At 68.3% G+C, this 14,125-nt stretch carries 15 protein-coding genes and 1 tRNA gene; 8 read left to right on the plus strand and 8 right to left on the minus strand.

Features of this window, described 5'->3' with window-relative positions; all coding sequences use genetic code 11:
• The first annotated feature begins 125 nt into the window (after nucleotides 1-125).
• From QH276_RS08260 to QH276_RS08275, 4 genes are all read left to right on the plus strand, one after another.
• A complete protein-coding gene (locus tag QH276_RS08260; RefSeq protein WP_280406685.1) occupies nucleotides 126-290 on the plus strand; it encodes a dihydrofolate reductase family protein in 165 nt (54 codons plus the stop codon).
• Between the two features lie 47 nt (nucleotides 291-337).
• Complete coding sequence (locus tag QH276_RS08265; RefSeq protein WP_280400990.1) at nucleotides 338-961, plus strand: TetR/AcrR family transcriptional regulator; 624 nt, start codon at nucleotides 338-340, stop codon at nucleotides 959-961.
• A complete protein-coding gene (locus QH276_RS08270) occupies nucleotides 958-2,406 on the plus strand; it encodes a hypothetical protein (RefSeq protein ID WP_280400991.1) in 1,449 nt (482 codons plus the stop codon). Before QH276_RS08265 ends, QH276_RS08270 begins: the two co-directional genes overlap by 4 nt.
• 234 nt (nucleotides 2,407-2,640) lie before the next feature.
• The gene (locus tag QH276_RS08275) at nucleotides 2,641-3,861 is read left to right on the plus strand and encodes a styrene monooxygenase/indole monooxygenase family protein (RefSeq protein WP_280401025.1); all 1,221 of its coding nucleotides are present in this window, start codon (nucleotides 2,641-2,643) and stop codon (nucleotides 3,859-3,861) included.
• Between the two features lie 36 nt (nucleotides 3,862-3,897).
• On the opposite strand, the gene QH276_RS08280 is transcribed toward QH276_RS08275, so the two are convergent.
• The 3 genes from QH276_RS08280 to QH276_RS08290 all read right to left on the minus strand — a co-directional run bounded on the left by QH276_RS08280 (nucleotide 3,898) and on the right by QH276_RS08290 (nucleotide 8,526).
• On the minus strand, nucleotides 3,898-5,136 hold the full coding sequence (locus QH276_RS08280) for a cytochrome P450 (RefSeq protein ID WP_280400992.1): 1,239 nt from the start codon (nucleotides 5,134-5,136) through the stop codon (nucleotides 3,898-3,900).
• A gap of 149 nt (nucleotides 5,137-5,285) precedes the next feature.
• Nucleotides 5,286-7,838 carry a helix-turn-helix transcriptional regulator gene (locus tag QH276_RS08285; protein WP_280400993.1) on the minus strand — a complete coding sequence of 851 codons (2,553 nt, stop codon included), beginning with the start codon at nucleotides 7,836-7,838 and terminating at the stop codon, nucleotides 5,286-5,288.
• A gap of 82 nt (nucleotides 7,839-7,920) precedes the next feature.
• Nucleotides 7,921-8,526 (minus strand): TetR/AcrR family transcriptional regulator, encoded by a 606-nt coding sequence (locus QH276_RS08290; RefSeq protein WP_280400994.1) that lies wholly within the window; start codon nucleotides 8,524-8,526, stop codon nucleotides 7,921-7,923.
• A gap of 195 nt (nucleotides 8,527-8,721) precedes the next feature.
• Here QH276_RS08290 and QH276_RS08295 point away from each other — a divergent pair, with 195 nt between their 5' ends.
• Complete coding sequence (locus QH276_RS08295) at nucleotides 8,722-9,531, plus strand: ferredoxin reductase (RefSeq protein WP_280400995.1); 810 nt, start codon at nucleotides 8,722-8,724, stop codon at nucleotides 9,529-9,531.
• A 158-nt stretch (nucleotides 9,532-9,689) separates the two neighbouring features.
• Nucleotides 9,690-9,893 (plus strand): cold-shock protein, encoded by a 204-nt coding sequence (locus tag QH276_RS08300; RefSeq protein WP_280400996.1) that lies wholly within the window; start codon nucleotides 9,690-9,692, stop codon nucleotides 9,891-9,893.
• Here QH276_RS08300 and QH276_RS08305 read toward each other — a convergent pair.
• Entirely contained in the window at nucleotides 9,890-10,411 is a 522-nt protein-coding gene (locus QH276_RS08305) for a maleylpyruvate isomerase family mycothiol-dependent enzyme (RefSeq protein ID WP_280400997.1), read from the minus strand. The genes QH276_RS08300 and QH276_RS08305 overlap by 4 nt on opposite strands.
• Nucleotides 10,412-10,670: 259 nt before the next feature.
• Nucleotides 10,671-11,600 (minus strand): alpha/beta fold hydrolase, encoded by a 930-nt coding sequence (locus QH276_RS08310; RefSeq protein ID WP_280400998.1) that lies wholly within the window; start codon nucleotides 11,598-11,600, stop codon nucleotides 10,671-10,673.
• A gap of 57 nt (nucleotides 11,601-11,657) precedes the next feature.
• Here QH276_RS08310 and QH276_RS08315 point away from each other — a divergent pair, with 57 nt between their 5' ends.
• Both QH276_RS08315 and QH276_RS08320 read left to right on the plus strand, forming a co-directional pair.
• Nucleotides 11,658-11,960 (plus strand): hypothetical protein, encoded by a 303-nt coding sequence (locus QH276_RS08315; protein WP_280400999.1) that lies wholly within the window; start codon nucleotides 11,658-11,660, stop codon nucleotides 11,958-11,960.
• A complete protein-coding gene (locus QH276_RS08320) occupies nucleotides 11,957-12,787 on the plus strand; it encodes an EamA family transporter (protein ID WP_280401000.1) in 831 nt (276 codons plus the stop codon). The genes QH276_RS08315 and QH276_RS08320 overlap by 4 nt, the downstream gene beginning before the upstream one ends.
• 146 nt (nucleotides 12,788-12,933) lie before the next feature.
• Here QH276_RS08320 and QH276_RS08325 read toward each other — a convergent pair.
• The 3 genes from QH276_RS08325 to QH276_RS08335 form a co-directional block, all read right to left on the minus strand.
• Nucleotides 12,934-13,024, minus strand: a tRNA-Ser gene (locus QH276_RS08325).
• A 56-nt stretch (nucleotides 13,025-13,080) separates the two neighbouring features.
• Nucleotides 13,081-13,527: a nucleoside deaminase gene (locus QH276_RS08330; protein WP_280401026.1), complete on the minus strand. Its 447-nt coding sequence runs from the start codon at nucleotides 13,525-13,527 to the stop codon at nucleotides 13,081-13,083.
• A gap of 23 nt (nucleotides 13,528-13,550) precedes the next feature.
• Nucleotides 13,551-14,090, minus strand: a complete 540-nt coding sequence (locus QH276_RS08335; RefSeq protein WP_280401001.1) for a tRNA adenosine deaminase-associated protein — start codon at nucleotides 14,088-14,090, stop codon at nucleotides 13,551-13,553.
• Nucleotides 14,091-14,125 lie beyond the last annotated feature (35 nt).

Here is a 14,125-nt window from a genome sequence, read left to right on the forward strand (position 1 = left end):
CCCCCCCCCCTCCCCCCCCCTCGTGGGGTCTCCGCGCGCCCGCGGGGGGGGGGGCGGCGGGGCCCGCGCCCCCGCCCCCCCCCCCCCCCCCCCCCCCCCCCCCCCCCCCCCCCCGCCAGGTGGCCGTGCTTTCGCCGCCCGGCCTGGTCGACGAGTTGCGGCTGGAGATCTATCCGGTCCTGGCCGGCGAGGGCGCGCGGCTGTTCCGCACGGGCCGGCCGAGCAGGCGACTGCGGCTCATCGACTCGCACACAACTTCCGCCGGGGTGATCCTCGCGTCCTACGCGTAGAGATAGATACGGTTGCGTAGCTACGTAACCGTATCTAATATTGCGGCATGGTCACCGACGCCGAGCAACCGGGACGCCGCCGCTCGCTCGAGGATGTACTCGAAACCTGCCGGGCGGCAGTCATCGCCGAAGTCGCCGAGAAAGGGCTGGGCAAGCTCGCGATCGAAGGGGTCGCGCGCCGGGCGGGGGTGGCGAAGACCTCGATCTACCGGCATTGGCAGACGGTCGAGGATCTACTGCTCGATGCCCTCGCCCATGCCCACCCGGTGGAGCGGGTTTCCGTCGAGGGGGGTGGGCTGCGGTCGGACCTGCTGGTTTCCCTCGAACAGCTGGTCGGCTGGCTCGGTGCGCCGACGGCACCGGCCGTCGCGGCGATACTCGCGGAGCGGCAACGCCGGCCGGATCTCGTCGAAGCGCTCTACACCCGGGTTTTCGACAGCCACGGCGGCCGGTTCACCCGCACCGTCATCGAGCACTACGCCCAGCGCGGTGATATCGATCCCCGCCTGGTCACACCGGTTGTCGTCGATATCGGCGAAGCGCTGGTGATCAAACATCAACTCGACACCGGGCACCTGCCCGACGCCGAAACACGCGCCGCGATCGTGGATCAGGCCATCCTGCCCGCCCTCGGCCTGCCGCGCGACCCCAAGGAAGGAACCAGCACATGACGACCATCGAACCCCCACCCGCCGCCGTGCAGGTGAACTGGGATGAGCCGATCGGCACCTCCCGGACCACACTCACGACACATCTGTGGACCGCGCCGCCGCTGCGCCGCGGATCCCCGATCCACGACAAGGCGTTCGCCGCCCTGCGCGAGCTCCGCGCCGATCTCGCCCGCTTCCTGCCCTGGTTCAGCCAGCCCCGGATCGCGGTCCCCGAACTCACCCCGCCGACCGCCGATTCCACCTCGTGGAACTTCGACCTGCTCGACCCTTTCGTCGAGGACTTCGTCGCGGCGGCCGAGGGCCGGCCCGTCGTGGCGAACTTCGCGACGATCCCGGCCTGGATGTTCGTCACCCCCGAACCGGTGGAGGTTTCCGACGACCCCGACGAGATCCACTGGGACTACGAACAGGGCACCGAACTGCGCGACCCGACCTTCCAGGAAGTCGCCGACTACTTCTACCGGGTCGCGAGCTGGTACATCGCCGGCGGTTTCACCGACGAGCTGGGCCGGTGGCACGAATCGGGCCACCGGTACCGCTTCGCCTACTGGGAAGTGCTCTGCGAACCCGATCTCAATCACCGGCTGTCGCCCGCGACCTACACCGCGCTCTACGACGCCGTGGTCACGCGCCTGGCTCCGCTGGACCCCGAGATGAAGTTCATCGGGCTCTCCCTCAGCCATATCCATCATGAGCCGGAGTACTTCTGGCATTTCCTCGACCCGGCCAACCACGCCGCAGGTATCCCGGTCGACGCGATCTCTTATCACTTCTACGCCCAGCCCGAGATCGTCAACCCGTTCGCCGCACTCGGCAACGCACCGAGCGACCAGTGGCGCAATCTGTTCTACTCCCAGGCCGACGCGTTCCTCGATCAGGTCCGCTTCATCGACTCCATCCGCACACGCTTGGCGCCCGGCACCGCCACCTTCATCAACGAGCTGGGTTCCTACCCGGCCGATATCATGAACCCCGAACCCGATATCCCGGAAAGCTATTGGGCGCTGAGCGGCTCGGTCCAGTCGTACCTCTGGTCGAATCTCGTCGCCCTCGGCATCGACCTGGTCGGCATCGCCGAGTTCATGGACTACCCCGGCATGATCCCCGGCGTCAGCCTCATCGACTGGGAGACGGGCGCACCCAATGCCCGCTACCAGGCACTCGCCCTGCTGCTCCGGCATTTCGGCAAGGGCGACGCTCTGGTGGCCACCACCGCCGGCTTCCCCGGATATCCGGACCCCCGGTTCCACGCCCAGGCATTCCTGACGGCCGCCGGCGACCGGAAACTCCTGCTGGTCAACAAAACCGCCTACCCCGTCGCCGTGAACCTGCCCGACAGCCACGGAACGCCGGTACTCGAACAGGTCGCCGCCGAGCACACGACCATCCCTGTAGAAGGCATCGCCCCGCTCGAGCCGTACGCCACCGCGGTCGTCTCCTACTGAACCCATGCCCTGCCGGAGCTCTCGCCCGGCAGGGCATTTCAGGAAGGCGCGGGAAAGCCGCCCGCCGGCACGGCCAGGTGCGCGACCTGCCGGGAACCGGAATCGCCACGACCGACCCCGCCCGGGCCGACGCTGCCGGGACCATGCGCCGCCCGTTACCGATGTGCCGGTCCTACCTATTCGCCGACGATGACAACCGGTGGAGCGCGGGATCCGGCGAGGAAAGGGCGCGTGATGGGAAATATTCAGATTCTGGGAGCGGGCGAATGCGGGCTTCCGCTGGCGCATCGACTGCTGCGGGGTGGTCAGGCGGTCACGCTGGTCACCGCGCGGGACGCCGGTGCCGTGCTGAACGGCACTGTGACCAGTACCCAAGTGAAGTTCCCGGCAACGCTCGACCTGGAAGAGGCTGCTCAATTGGGGCATTGGCGTTCCCGGGCACCCGAGATTCCGGGCATCCGGCTGACCGTGGTGATGGACGCCCAGCGAATTCTGGAGTGGACGGGCCGGTTCACGCGGCCGGCTCAGAGCGTCGATCAGCGGACGGTTTTCGCGCGGTGGCTCACCGACTATGTGGACGCCGGTGGCGTACTGGAGATCGCCGACCCCTCGACGGCCGACGTCGAGCAGCGGGCGGCGCGTGCCGATCTGACCGTGGTCACCCGGGCATCCGGTGAGCTGGCCGCCTGCTTTCCCGCCGACACCGGATGGCCGGCCGCGGCCGGTCCCGCGCGGCAGCTGGCGGTTTTCTACCTGGACGGCGTTCCGGCCGATCCCGACGACCTCGGCACCTATGTGTCGCTGCCCGGACTGGGTGAAATCATCTCCTACCCGGGTCTCACCGGGGCACCCGGCCGGGAACGGCGGTGTGAAATGCTGCTGATCGAGGCGATGCCCGGCGGTCCGCTCGATGTCTTCGCCGACCATCCGGGTCCTGTCGAGCGGTTCCACCGAGCCGTGCGCCTGCTCGAATCGGTGCTGCCCGCCGACCTAGCGGACCGCTATCGCGACGCCGAATTGACCGATGGCGGCGCCGCCACCGCGGGCGCGGTGACCCCGGCCGTGCGGCGGCCGGTGGGAACTCTTCCGTCCGGGCGTCCGGTTCTCGGCGGCGGCGATGTGGTGTGCCGGATGGACCCCGGCGGCGCCCAGGGCGCGAACAACGCCGCCCACTGCGCCGCGGCCTACGCCACCGCGATACTGGCCCGGCCGGACGGGCCGTTCGACCGGGCCTGGATGAGTTCGGCCGCGCAGCCCTGGCTCACCGGAGTCGCTCATCCCGCGGCGCGCTGGACGGCGGCGATACTGGCCCCGCCCGCCGAACTGCAACAGCTCATGGCGGCCGCCCAGGGCGATCCCGCTCTCGCGAACGCGTTCGCCGACACCTTCGCCCGTCCTGCCGATATGGCTCGCCTCACCGCATTCGGCGAGTATGCGGGCCGGCCGGTCCACTGAGCCGCGCCGACGGCGTAGCGAATAGACCTCGCGCGTTCAGGGCAGCGCTTGGGGTGGCGCCGGTGGAAAGGACACCGGCAGCGCGGCCAAGGCCCGATGGAACGGACCGGGGCGCCAGGTGAGCTCGTCGACGGGTACCGCGGGCCGCAGGTCGGGCAGCGCATCGAGCAGTTGGTCGATCGCCCCCTGGGCGATCAGATACGCCGCCGCCTTGGCCGGGCAGGCGTGTGGTCCCGCACCCCAGGCCAAATGGGACCGATTGCCGGTATGGTCACCGGCACGGATCGCCGGGTCGTTGTTGCACCCGGCCAGGCTGATCACCACCGGCTGGTGGGCGGGCAGCCAGACCTCGTCGATCAGGACCGGCCGGCGCGGGTAGGTGACACTGAAATTCGCCATCGGCGGGTCTTCGAACAGCACCTCGTCCAGCGCGTCCCGCGTGGACAGCGCGCCGCCGAGCAGATTGCCCCCGAACCGTTCGTCGGTGAGGATCAGCAGCAGAGTGTTGACGATCAGGTTCTGCAGCGGCTCGATCCCCGCGCCGTAGAGGACGACGATCTGATGGATCAATTCCGACTCGTCCAGGCCCGCGGGATGAGCCAGCAGATGCGAGGTGATGTCGTCGCCCGGTGCGTGGCGTTTGCGCTCGACCAGTTCGAGCACCGCCGCGCTGAGCATCCGGTTCCCCGCTTCGGCGTCTACCCCGTCGAACACCGCTTGGGTGGCCGCGGCGACCTTCCTGCCGATCTCGGGCGGGCAACCCAGCATCGCGTTGATCGATTCGAACGCCAGCGGGAAGGCGTACTGGGTGACGAGGTCGGCGGCGCCGGTCGCAGAAAAAGAGTTGATCAGGGGCACGGCGATCCGCCCGACGACCGTCTGCAGGGTGTGCAGGTCCACCCCTTCGATACCGGCGGTGTTCACGCTGCGGTAGCGGACATGGTCCGCGCCCGCGCTGCGAATGGCGGCCGGCCGCCACTCCAGGACCGGTAACACCGGGCAGTCGGCCGCGACATCACGTTGCCAGATCCGCGGGTCGGCGGGGAAGCGCTCGGGGTCGTTGAGAATTCGCAGGGCCGCGCGATATCCGACCACCAGTGTCGCGGGCACCCCGGGCGCCAGTTCGACCGGTACGAGTGAGCCGTAACTGTCGCGCATCCGCTGGTACGCCCCCTGCGGATCGGCGGCGAACTCGGGTGTGTAGAGCGGGACGCGGGTCGCGTCGATCTCGGCGGGTGAGGTGCGGCGGCCGATATCGGTCAGGGGTGTGTGCACGATGGAGAACTCCAGCGGAGGCGACGATCATCGGTGTGGGACAGTCCGCGGCCGCGAGTTTTCGACGGCTGTGCGCGGAGCAAGGCTCAATGGTCGCCCGATAGGTAGCCGAAGGGCATCGGTAGAGCCGGATGTCCGTCCCGCGGCGGTCACCGGGAACGGGGGTGCGACCGGCCCCGTTGTGGCCTGCGCGCGGCCTCCTTTGTGACCTGGCTTCTGCGGTCGGGCGGCACGAGTGCGTGGATCTCGCCGCGTGAGCCGATCATCAATTTGTTCAGGACAGCGGCCATTTGGGCATCGACGGTCTTGTAGGAGCTGCCGCGCCGGGCGGCGATGGCCGTGTTCGTCCAGCCCGCCGCCGCCAGCAGGGCGACCTCCTGCTCGGCCACCGATAGCTGCTGCCACGGTGACGGGCGCCCGCGCCGGACCGGATGTTCCACGGGCAGCCGGTCCATGGACAGGTTCCCCAGCGCCAGCTGCGCTACCTCACCGAAATCCGGCCGCAGTTGCCCGCCCTCCCGTTCGGCGTCCGCGAAATCTGTGTCGCCCAGAATATTTCGCGCCGTTTCGGCGGCGAACCCGGTCTCGGCGGCGAACGGGCCGAGGTTGTCGATATTCACGCCCAGCCCGGCGCGGAGCGTGGCGCCGCCGCCGAGCAGGCGCGCGATATCGCGGGCGTGCGCCGTCACGTCCACCGCAGGATCATCGCCCGCCGCGGCGACCAGGCGGGCCAGCGTCCAGGCTTGGATCTGCACGGCCCACGCCGCACCCCATCGGTCGCGCATCGCGAGCTGATTCGACAGTGTCGCCCGGCCCAGCCCGAGCGCCTCGTTCGGATCGCCGTGTTTGCCCGACGCGATCACCCATGCCAGCGCCGCCCAGGAAGACGCCCACGGAGCTCCGGAGCTCTCCGCGTTGCGGTAGTGGGCGCGACTGGTCTCCAATGCCTGTTCAGGGGTACCGAAGAACGCGGCGGCCAGTGCCTCGAAAAGCTCACTCATCGCGACGCCGCCCGCGTTCCCTTCGGCGGCGAAGCGCGCCCGCGCCCGGGCCAGTACAGCGATCGCGCGCATATCGGAGTGCGCCAGCATCAGCTCGGCGCCGCGGGCGAATTCGACCGCGGCGGGCAATCCCAGGTCACGGTCCGGGTCCGCGCGCCAATTCGGCCGGTCAGCGGTGCCGGGCAGGCAGCGGGCCACGCATTCGTCGAGCAGGAGTGCGGCATCGCGATGCAGTCCCTGGCACAGGCCGACCCAGGCGATCAGCGACATCGTCACCACCTGCAGCGGCACCGGCTCGGGATCGAGGTCCCGGCTGGCCGCGAGTGCGCGCTCGGCCCACCGGCGCAGTTCCCGCAGCGAGCCGGTGAAGAACGGCGTGCGCAGGGCGATCAGCCCGGCGGCGATCTCCAGCCCGACCGCCGCCTCACCGGGGGTGGCGATACTGCCCGCCATGGCGCACTGCAGGTTGTCCCAGGCGGCCCGTGCCCACTCGAGCATCACCTGCTCATCGGGCCCGTACCAACTGGCTTGGGCGGCAACGACCTTGTCCCGGTAGTAGCGCCGATGCCGGCGCGCCAGCCGGTCGGCTTCCGCGGGTCTTTCGTTCAGGCGTTGCTGGGCGAAGACGCGAAAGGTTTCGGTGAGCGAATACCGCACGGTGGTTTCACTCAGGTGGATCGAGACGAGGGATTGATCCACCAGCCGTTCCAGCAGGCCCTCGATTTCGGTGCGGGCCAATCCGCCGGGCTCGTCGTCGGAACAGACCGCCGCGACGGCCTCCAGTTCGGCGCCGATGTCCTGGACCGCCGCGTCCGTGCTGTCGACATCCGCGTCGTACCCGGCCGCGAACACCGACAGGCGGTCGAACAGCAGCCGCTCCTTCTCCCCGCAGAGCTCGTAGGACCAGGCGATGACATCGCGGATACCGCGGTGCCGGGCGTCCGCGCCGACCCGCGGTCCGTGCTGCCATTGCAACCGCCGGTCGCCCGCCTCGCCGGTCAGGTCACGCAGGATCAGCGGCAACGGCTGCCGCGACAGGCGCGCGGCAGCCAGCCGGATATAGAGCGGATGGTTGTGCACATGCCGGCAGATCGCCGCTGCCGGGCCGGTATCGCCCCGGTCGAGCGGGTGGCCGGCAAGCGCCGCGCGGGCGCCGAACAGCACCAGCGCCTGTTCGGCCGATAATGCGGGTACCGGCACCAGCTGTTCGTCGACCCAGCCGATTGCCTCGCGGCTGGTGGCCAGCACGGTGAGCCCGGGAACCGCGTCGAGCAGGTCGGCGATCACCGCTCCCGCCCCGTCCAGCACATGTTCGCAGTTGTCCATCACCAGGATCGTGCGCACAGCCCGGCCGGCGGCGTCGCTGCGGCGCAGCGTGCCCAGTACCGCGTCCCAGGCCGATCTCCCGGAGAAATCGGTTTCGATCACCGCGCCCGCGATCTGTTCCTCGATCGCTGTCGCGTCCGCGCCGCGGGCCAGCACCGCCAGCCGCACCCAATGCACCGGTACCCGTTTGGCCCGGTGGAAGCGCGCAACGGCCTCGGTGGCGAGCCGGGTCTTGCCGATACCACCCGCGCCGATCAAGGTCACCAGGCGGGAACCGCCCAGCAATGCCATTCCGATTTTTTCCAGTTCCCGGTCGCGTCCCACGAAATCGCTTGCGGCCGCGGGAGGCAATCCCCGGGCTCGGGCATGTCGCACCGAAGCAGCGTATGCCAGTCCTGGCGCTGCCGATATCGTTCGGGCGAAACGGCCGGTTCCCGCCGCTACGCGTGTGCGAGGGTCAACCGGTGACCATGGGGACTACGTAGGTGCGGGCGAATTCGTCGAGCTGGTCGTCGGAGTCCAGCGGGACCAGGCCGGAGGGGCAGAGGATGAACGAGTGGACCAGGCGGCACACGAGTTCCGCGCGGGTCAGCAGGTCGGCGGGTTCGTCCAGGAGGCCGGAATCGGCGGCGCGGCACAGGGCGGTGTGGGCGGCGGCGACCGACATGGCGAACACCGGGCCGCCCTCGACGGTGAGCTTTTCCAGGATCCGCTCCGGCTCCACATCGAGCATGCGTTTGACCAGGGCGTGCTCGCGCCAGCGGGTGATCACGGTGACGAAGATGTCGGCGATCAGGTCGTCGAGGCGTTCGTGGCGGGTGGAGATCGCGTCCACCTCGGTGAGCACGGCGGCGACCTCACGGCTCACCACCGCCTGCACCACATCGTCACGGGAACCGACGCGGCGGTATATGGTCACCCGGTCTACACCGGCTTGGCGGGCGATATCTTCGATGGTGGTTTTCTTGACACCGAACTCGCCGAATCTGATCAACGCCGCGTCCAGAATGCGGGCCTCGATACCATCCTGCAGCCCAGGGGACGATGTGTACGCGGCGGACATGGGTTAACGCTAGCAAGAGCACCGTCGGCGCAAACACCTATCGGCCCGGTCGCAAACGCCCACCCTGCACTCGCAATATTGCAACATTGCCATAGTTTGTGTTGCCATGTAGATTCGCCGAATGGTGCAGACCACCCAAGCATCCGCTTGTTTCTCCGTGGTACATCCAGCTGCCCTACTACCCGGGCCGAGCTGATGGGCACCCAGGTGCCGCCGCGCGGCTTCCAGATGATCGGTGCGGCCGTGGACGCATGCCGCTCGATATTCGTCACGCACCGGCCCTCGTCGGTGTTGCCGCGCTCGAAGCTGCTGTGGCACAGCGGTTTCAACCGAAATCTCGTTGTCGCCGCGATCCAGCGGGAAGCTGTCGATGTGGTCGCCGTGGTGCTGGTCGATCCCGAGGGGGAGCCGTTACCGGCCTGGCTACCCGGCGCCCACCTCGATGTCTTCCTGCCCTCCGGCCGGCAGCGGCAGTACTCGCTGTGCGGCGATCCGCGCGACCGATCCGCCTATCGGATCGCCGTCCGGCTCATGCCGCACGGCAACGGCGGATCGATCGAAATTCACGAAAACCTGCGCAGCGGCGACTTTCTCAGAGTCCACGGACCCAGCCACACCTACCCGTTCGTCGACGCCGACGACTACCTTTTCATCGCGGGCGGTATGGGTATCACCGCTCTCCTCCCCATGGCGCGTGCGGCGGGTCGCCGCGGCACACTCGTCTACACCGGCCGCTCGGCGGAATCCATGCCATTCCTCGACCAGGTGCCGAACGCGATCGTCCGGCCCGACGACGAGTTCGGCAGCCCGGACATGGCAGACCTGCTCGCCCGGGCCCGCCCGGGCACCGCGGTCTACGTATGCGGACCCCCACCGATGCTGGAAGCCGCTGTGCGCACCCTGCCACGGACGAACCCGGCATGCACCCTGCACCTCGAACGCCATCCAGCGGCCCGCCCGACCTCGCGGCAGCACGGTACCGAACCCCGCACCCACAAGCCCTGAATCCGCGAAGGGTGCGACCGGACGGCCCTGGATGACGAGCAGGTGACCGGGTGTGACCTGGCCGTTCGGCGGGTGGTGGCCGATCTGTGGCATGCTGGAGAGCGAGCACGGGTTGTTGAAGTGATTGCCCGGCTCGCAACAGGAAGTAAAACAATAGTATGTCGCAAGGCAGTGTGAAGTGGTTCAACGGCGAAAAGGGCTTCGGGTTCATCGCGCAAGACGGTGGCGGCCCTGACGTTTTCGTCCACTACTCCGCGATTTCCGGCTCCGGCTTCAAAACCCTCGACGAGGGACAGCGCGTCGAGTTCGATATCGAGCAGGGCCAGAAGGGCCCGCAGGCTCAGAGCGTCCGCGCGATCTAGCAGCCGACCAACACAGAAACCCGCGCCACGGCGCGGGTTTCTTGCTTTGCGGGCAGCGGCGAACGGCTCCCCCGGTGAGTTCGTGCGGCCGAATCACACGGGGTGAAACTCAAAGCCACTCGCAACCGGTGCGGAGGAATGGCCCGTGAAAGCTCGAGCGGCCGCCGGATATCTTGCTGGTGGATCATCGCCTCTACCAGCGCCACCCGCCCGCCGAATCCAGCGGTCAAGCCGGTCGGCTGGAGATTCATGCGGAGGAGGCCGGCCAGCTGCGTGGGAGTGCAATTCGCATACTGCGCCGCTCCCGCCGCGTTGATCGCTTCGAGCAATCGCCCCTGGACGAGGTGTGCCGCAGCGCGCGTCGGCGTCAGCTGCCCGTACGCGAGTACATGCGCCGCGACCTCGCGCACTCTCCAGGAGCCGCACAGGCTCGGCTGGTCCCACTGGTCCTCCGACAAGCTTCCGACCAGGTCGGCGAGCTCTTCCCGCTCATCTCTCGCCAGCGCATCGATATCCACTGCACGAGTGAAACACCGAGAACGGAGCATCGTGAACTCGGCGAACACTCGACCCGGATGCCTGGACCCCTTTTTACTTCACGTCAGGGCTGCGCGGCTCGATCGGCGTTCGGGGTTGATATTCGGAGATACCGCCTGTCGCGAAACGCAGCGAATTCCGACCATGCATGAGTGCGGCGTTTCACGATTCCAGCTCGCTGACGGCCCGCCACTCACGATCCGGCCGCGCGCCACCGATTCGCTCGGCCGGCCGGACTGTTCAGGCTTCCCTGCCGCTGAGGACTCGGTCGAGGAAGGGGCGGAGTACTGCGACACATTCCTCGAATGCGGTCTCGAGGACCCAGTGTCCTGCCTCGAGTAGGTGTAGTTCTGCTTCGGGGAGATCACGGAGGTACGCGCGGGCGGACTCCTCGGGCATGTATCTGTCTTGCGGGCCCCACAGCAGGAGCGTGGGCGGCCGGTGATCACGCAGGTAGGCCTGGTACCGGGGGAACCAGGCGAGGTTGTCGCGGAGGCCGGCGATGACCCGCACCGCGATATCGCGCCGGCGATCGGTCATCAGATGCCAATGCAGCTCCCACATGTCCGGTGGGATCCGCTCGGCCAGCTCTGCACCGACATCGTTGAGAATTTCTTCACGAAAGCCGTCAGAGCTCACCGCGGTTTGAATGGCAGCGAGGTTCTCGAGCGACGGATCATCCCAATAGCGTTGCAATAGAGCATATCTGGGGCCCAGCGTATCGCGATAGATATCGCCGTTGCTGATAACGAGCGCAGCGATGCGCTCGGGATGCGCAATCGCGTAGCGCAGCCCGATCTGCGAGCCGAAGTCGTGTAACCACAGCGCGTGCCGATCCACACCCAACGTTTCCGTGAAGGCCGAAAGCCATCGGGCGTATCCGTCGAAATCGTAGGCGAAGTCCTCGGGATCGGCGGTGTAGCCACAGCCGGGGAAATCGGGCGCGATCAGTCGCCAGCGATCGGCCAGGGCAGGGAGAAGTCGGCGATAGGCGAACGAGGAAGCCGGATAGCCGTGCGGAAGGAGAAGCACCGGCGCATCGGGGGAACCGGCCTCCCGATAGAAAGTATCGATCCCGTCGACGCTGATTCGCCGATGACAAGTGTGATCGGACATGCCCGCACGATAGGCGCAGGGGCTGACAACCTGCCGACAGACACCGTGGGTCATTCGTACGACACCCGCATCGGGGTAGACCGGACCCGCCCACCGTGTTATGCATGAGTCATGCATGAGATGTGGCCGGCGGATCTGTTCGGGCCGGGAGCCTTGGCGGTCACCGAGGTAATGCTCGAACGGGAGGCCGAGGACACCGGCATGGCCGCCCGCGGCGAGGAGTTGGGTCATGTTCTCGACCCGCTCGACGCTTCCGAGCGGCAGACCCTGGTGTTACTACCGGACAAGCTGCTGACCGGTCGGTACTCCGATATCGGCAGCGCCGATCTGCCGTACCGGCTCTGTGATCGTCGATCGTGCCCGATCGGCGCACCGGTCACGGCCGGCCGAGCCGAACGGGACCGGGCCGGATGACGGCGGGCGCGGCGCTGGCTCTGGCCTCCGCGGCCGCCTACGGTGTTTCCGATTTCGCCGGTGGGCTGCTCGCGCGACGAATCGATCTACGTGTGGTCGCCGTACTTGGCCAGCTCGGCGGGCTGGTCGTGGCACTGGCCGCGGCGCCGCTGTTCCCCGGCCGGTGGGATGAGGAAAGCATGCTCTGGGGCGTGCTCTCCGGCCTGGGCACCGGTACGGGCATGCTGTTCCTCTTCCGGGGCCTCAGCCGTGGCGCCATGAGCATCGTCGTACCGGTCAGCGCTGTCACCGGTGTGGCGTTACCGGTGCTGGCCGGGGTGCTGTGGCTCGGCGAACGCCCGGCGGCGTTGTCCTGGGCCGGGGTGGCCGTGGCGATTCCGGCTCTGTGGCTGGTGTCTCGTGCTGGTGGTGACGCCGACGGCACATCGGCGGGCACCGGTGACGCGCTGGTCGCGGGGGTCGGCATCGCGGTGCAGTATCTTGCGCTGGCGCAGAGCGATCCGGTCGCGGGGATATGGCCGGTGGTCGCCGGGCGGGTGGCGGCGATCCTCGCTCTGCTGCCGCTGTTGAGCGGTACCCGCGAGCGGCCGCGCTCCGACATCCTGGCGTGGTCGCTCGCGGCCGGCGCCGCTGCGGCGATAGCCCTGATCTGCTACCTCCTTGCCGGCCGAGAACAACTGGTGGTGATCGCGGTGGTGCTGTCCTCGCTGTATCCGGTCATCCCGGTAGTGCTCGGACTGGTGGTGCTCGGTGAGAAGCTCACCCGGGTGAGAGCTACCGGGCTGATCATCGCGATGCTCGCGGTAGGACTGCTCGTGATCGGCTGAAGCGCCCACTCACGCACTGCGACAGCAACCTCGACCGGCCCGCTGGTCCCATCCCTGTGGGCTACCGCCCGGCAGAATGCGGGCACACCGCGAACGCCGCCGAGACAGCAGAAAAAACCTCCCACCGGCAATCGGGTGGGAGGTTGTGGCGGTGGCGGAGGGATTTGAACCCTCGGAGGGGGGTTACCCCTCACACGCTTTCGAGGCGTGCTCCTTAGGCCGCTCGGACACGCCACCGCCCGTTACGATACCGGACCGGCGGCCTATCCTCTAAATCGGGCCTCGACCTGGGGTTACGCGCGCGGCTCACGCTGGGATCGGAAGAAGGTATCGAGGACCGCCGCGCATTCGGCTTCCAGGATTCCGCCGCGCACCTGCGGGCGGTGATTGAGGCGGCGGTCGCGGACCACATCCCACAGCGACCCCACCGCCCCTGTCTTCGGCTCCCACGCACCGAACAGCAGCCGGTCCACACGCGCCGCGACGAGGGCACCGGCGCACATCGTGCACGGTTCGAGGGTCACCGCCAGAGTGGTGCCGGTGAGGCGCCAGCCGTCGCCGTGTACCGCGGCGGCGCGGCGCAGGGCCAAGACCTCCGCGTGTGCGGTGGGGTCGCCGGTGGCTTCGCGGGCGTTGGTGGCGCGGGCGAGCTCCCGGCCCCGGCTGTCGAACACCACCGCGCCCACGGGAACATCGCGTGGATCGGCGGTGCGGGCGGCGGCGAGCGCCGCCCGCACCATCTCGGTATCGGAGAGCGGGCCGCTCACCTCTGCATTTTGTCCAGCACCGCGGAGAATTCCGAGGCGAAGCCGAGCCGCTCGGCGATCATCGCGAGCTGCTCGTCGGGATAGAGGTCGGTTTCGGCGAGGATCACGCTGAACACCGGCTCCGGCAGACCCAGATCGGCGAGGATGCCGAGGTCACCCTCCTCCCACGGTTCGGTGTCGTCCAGATCGTCGGGGTCGATATCGGGGATCTCGATATGCAGTTCCTCCAGAACGTCGGCCGCGATGTCGTAGTCGATCGCGGCGGTCGCATCCGACACCAGCAGGCGGGTGCCGCTGGGAGCGGGCCGGACCACGACGAAGAATTCGTCGTCGACGTCCAGGAGTCCGAAAACCGCCCCGGAGGAACGGAGTGCCTTCAGCTCGTTCTCCGCGGCGGACAATGTGGTGAGCGCGGCCGGTGTCAGCGGACTGCATTTCCATGTACCGTCTTCCCGGACAACGGCCACCGCGAACCCCTCGACGTCGTCGTAATCGTCCGACGTCGCCCTGTTCGTGCCCGAGCGCTGTGCTGCCATGGGCGCAACGGTAGTCGGCTGGAGGCCGTTAGATG

Origin of the sequence: Nocardia carnea (assembly GCF_029869215.1) — a bacterium.
Taxonomy (GTDB): Bacteria; Actinomycetota; Actinomycetes; order Mycobacteriales; family Mycobacteriaceae; genus Nocardia; species Nocardia carnea_B.

Excerpts from the sequence above, each read along its gene's own strand:
- QH276_RS08330 (WP_280401026.1), bottom strand. The coding sequence starts at position 13,527 with ATGGTGCGGGCGGCGCTCGCCGCCGCCCGCACCGCCGATCCACGCGAT.
- QH276_RS08315 (WP_280400999.1), top strand. The coding sequence starts at position 11,658 with ATGCATGAGATGTGGCCGGCGGATCTGTTCGGGCCGGGAGCCTTGGCG.
- QH276_RS08295 (WP_280400995.1), top strand. The coding sequence starts at position 8,722 with ATGGGCACCCAGGTGCCGCCGCGCGGCTTCCAGATGATCGGTGCGGCC.
- QH276_RS08335 (WP_280401001.1), bottom strand. The coding sequence starts at position 14,090 with ATGGCAGCACAGCGCTCGGGCACGAACAGGGCGACGTCGGACGATTAC.
- QH276_RS08320 (WP_280401000.1), top strand. The coding sequence starts at position 11,957 with ATGACGGCGGGCGCGGCGCTGGCTCTGGCCTCCGCGGCCGCCTACGGT.
- QH276_RS08310 (WP_280400998.1), bottom strand. The coding sequence starts at position 11,600 with ATGACCCACGGTGTCTGTCGGCAGGTTGTCAGCCCCTGCGCCTATCGT.
- QH276_RS08290 (WP_280400994.1), bottom strand. The coding sequence starts at position 8,526 with ATGTCCGCCGCGTACACATCGTCCCCTGGGCTGCAGGATGGTATCGAG.
- QH276_RS08275 (WP_280401025.1), top strand. The coding sequence starts at position 2,641 with ATGGGAAATATTCAGATTCTGGGAGCGGGCGAATGCGGGCTTCCGCTG.
- QH276_RS08265 (WP_280400990.1), top strand. The coding sequence starts at position 338 with ATGGTCACCGACGCCGAGCAACCGGGACGCCGCCGCTCGCTCGAGGAT.
- QH276_RS08300 (WP_280400996.1), top strand. The coding sequence starts at position 9,690 with ATGTCGCAAGGCAGTGTGAAGTGGTTCAACGGCGAAAAGGGCTTCGGG.
- QH276_RS08270 (WP_280400991.1), top strand. The coding sequence starts at position 958 with ATGACGACCATCGAACCCCCACCCGCCGCCGTGCAGGTGAACTGGGAT.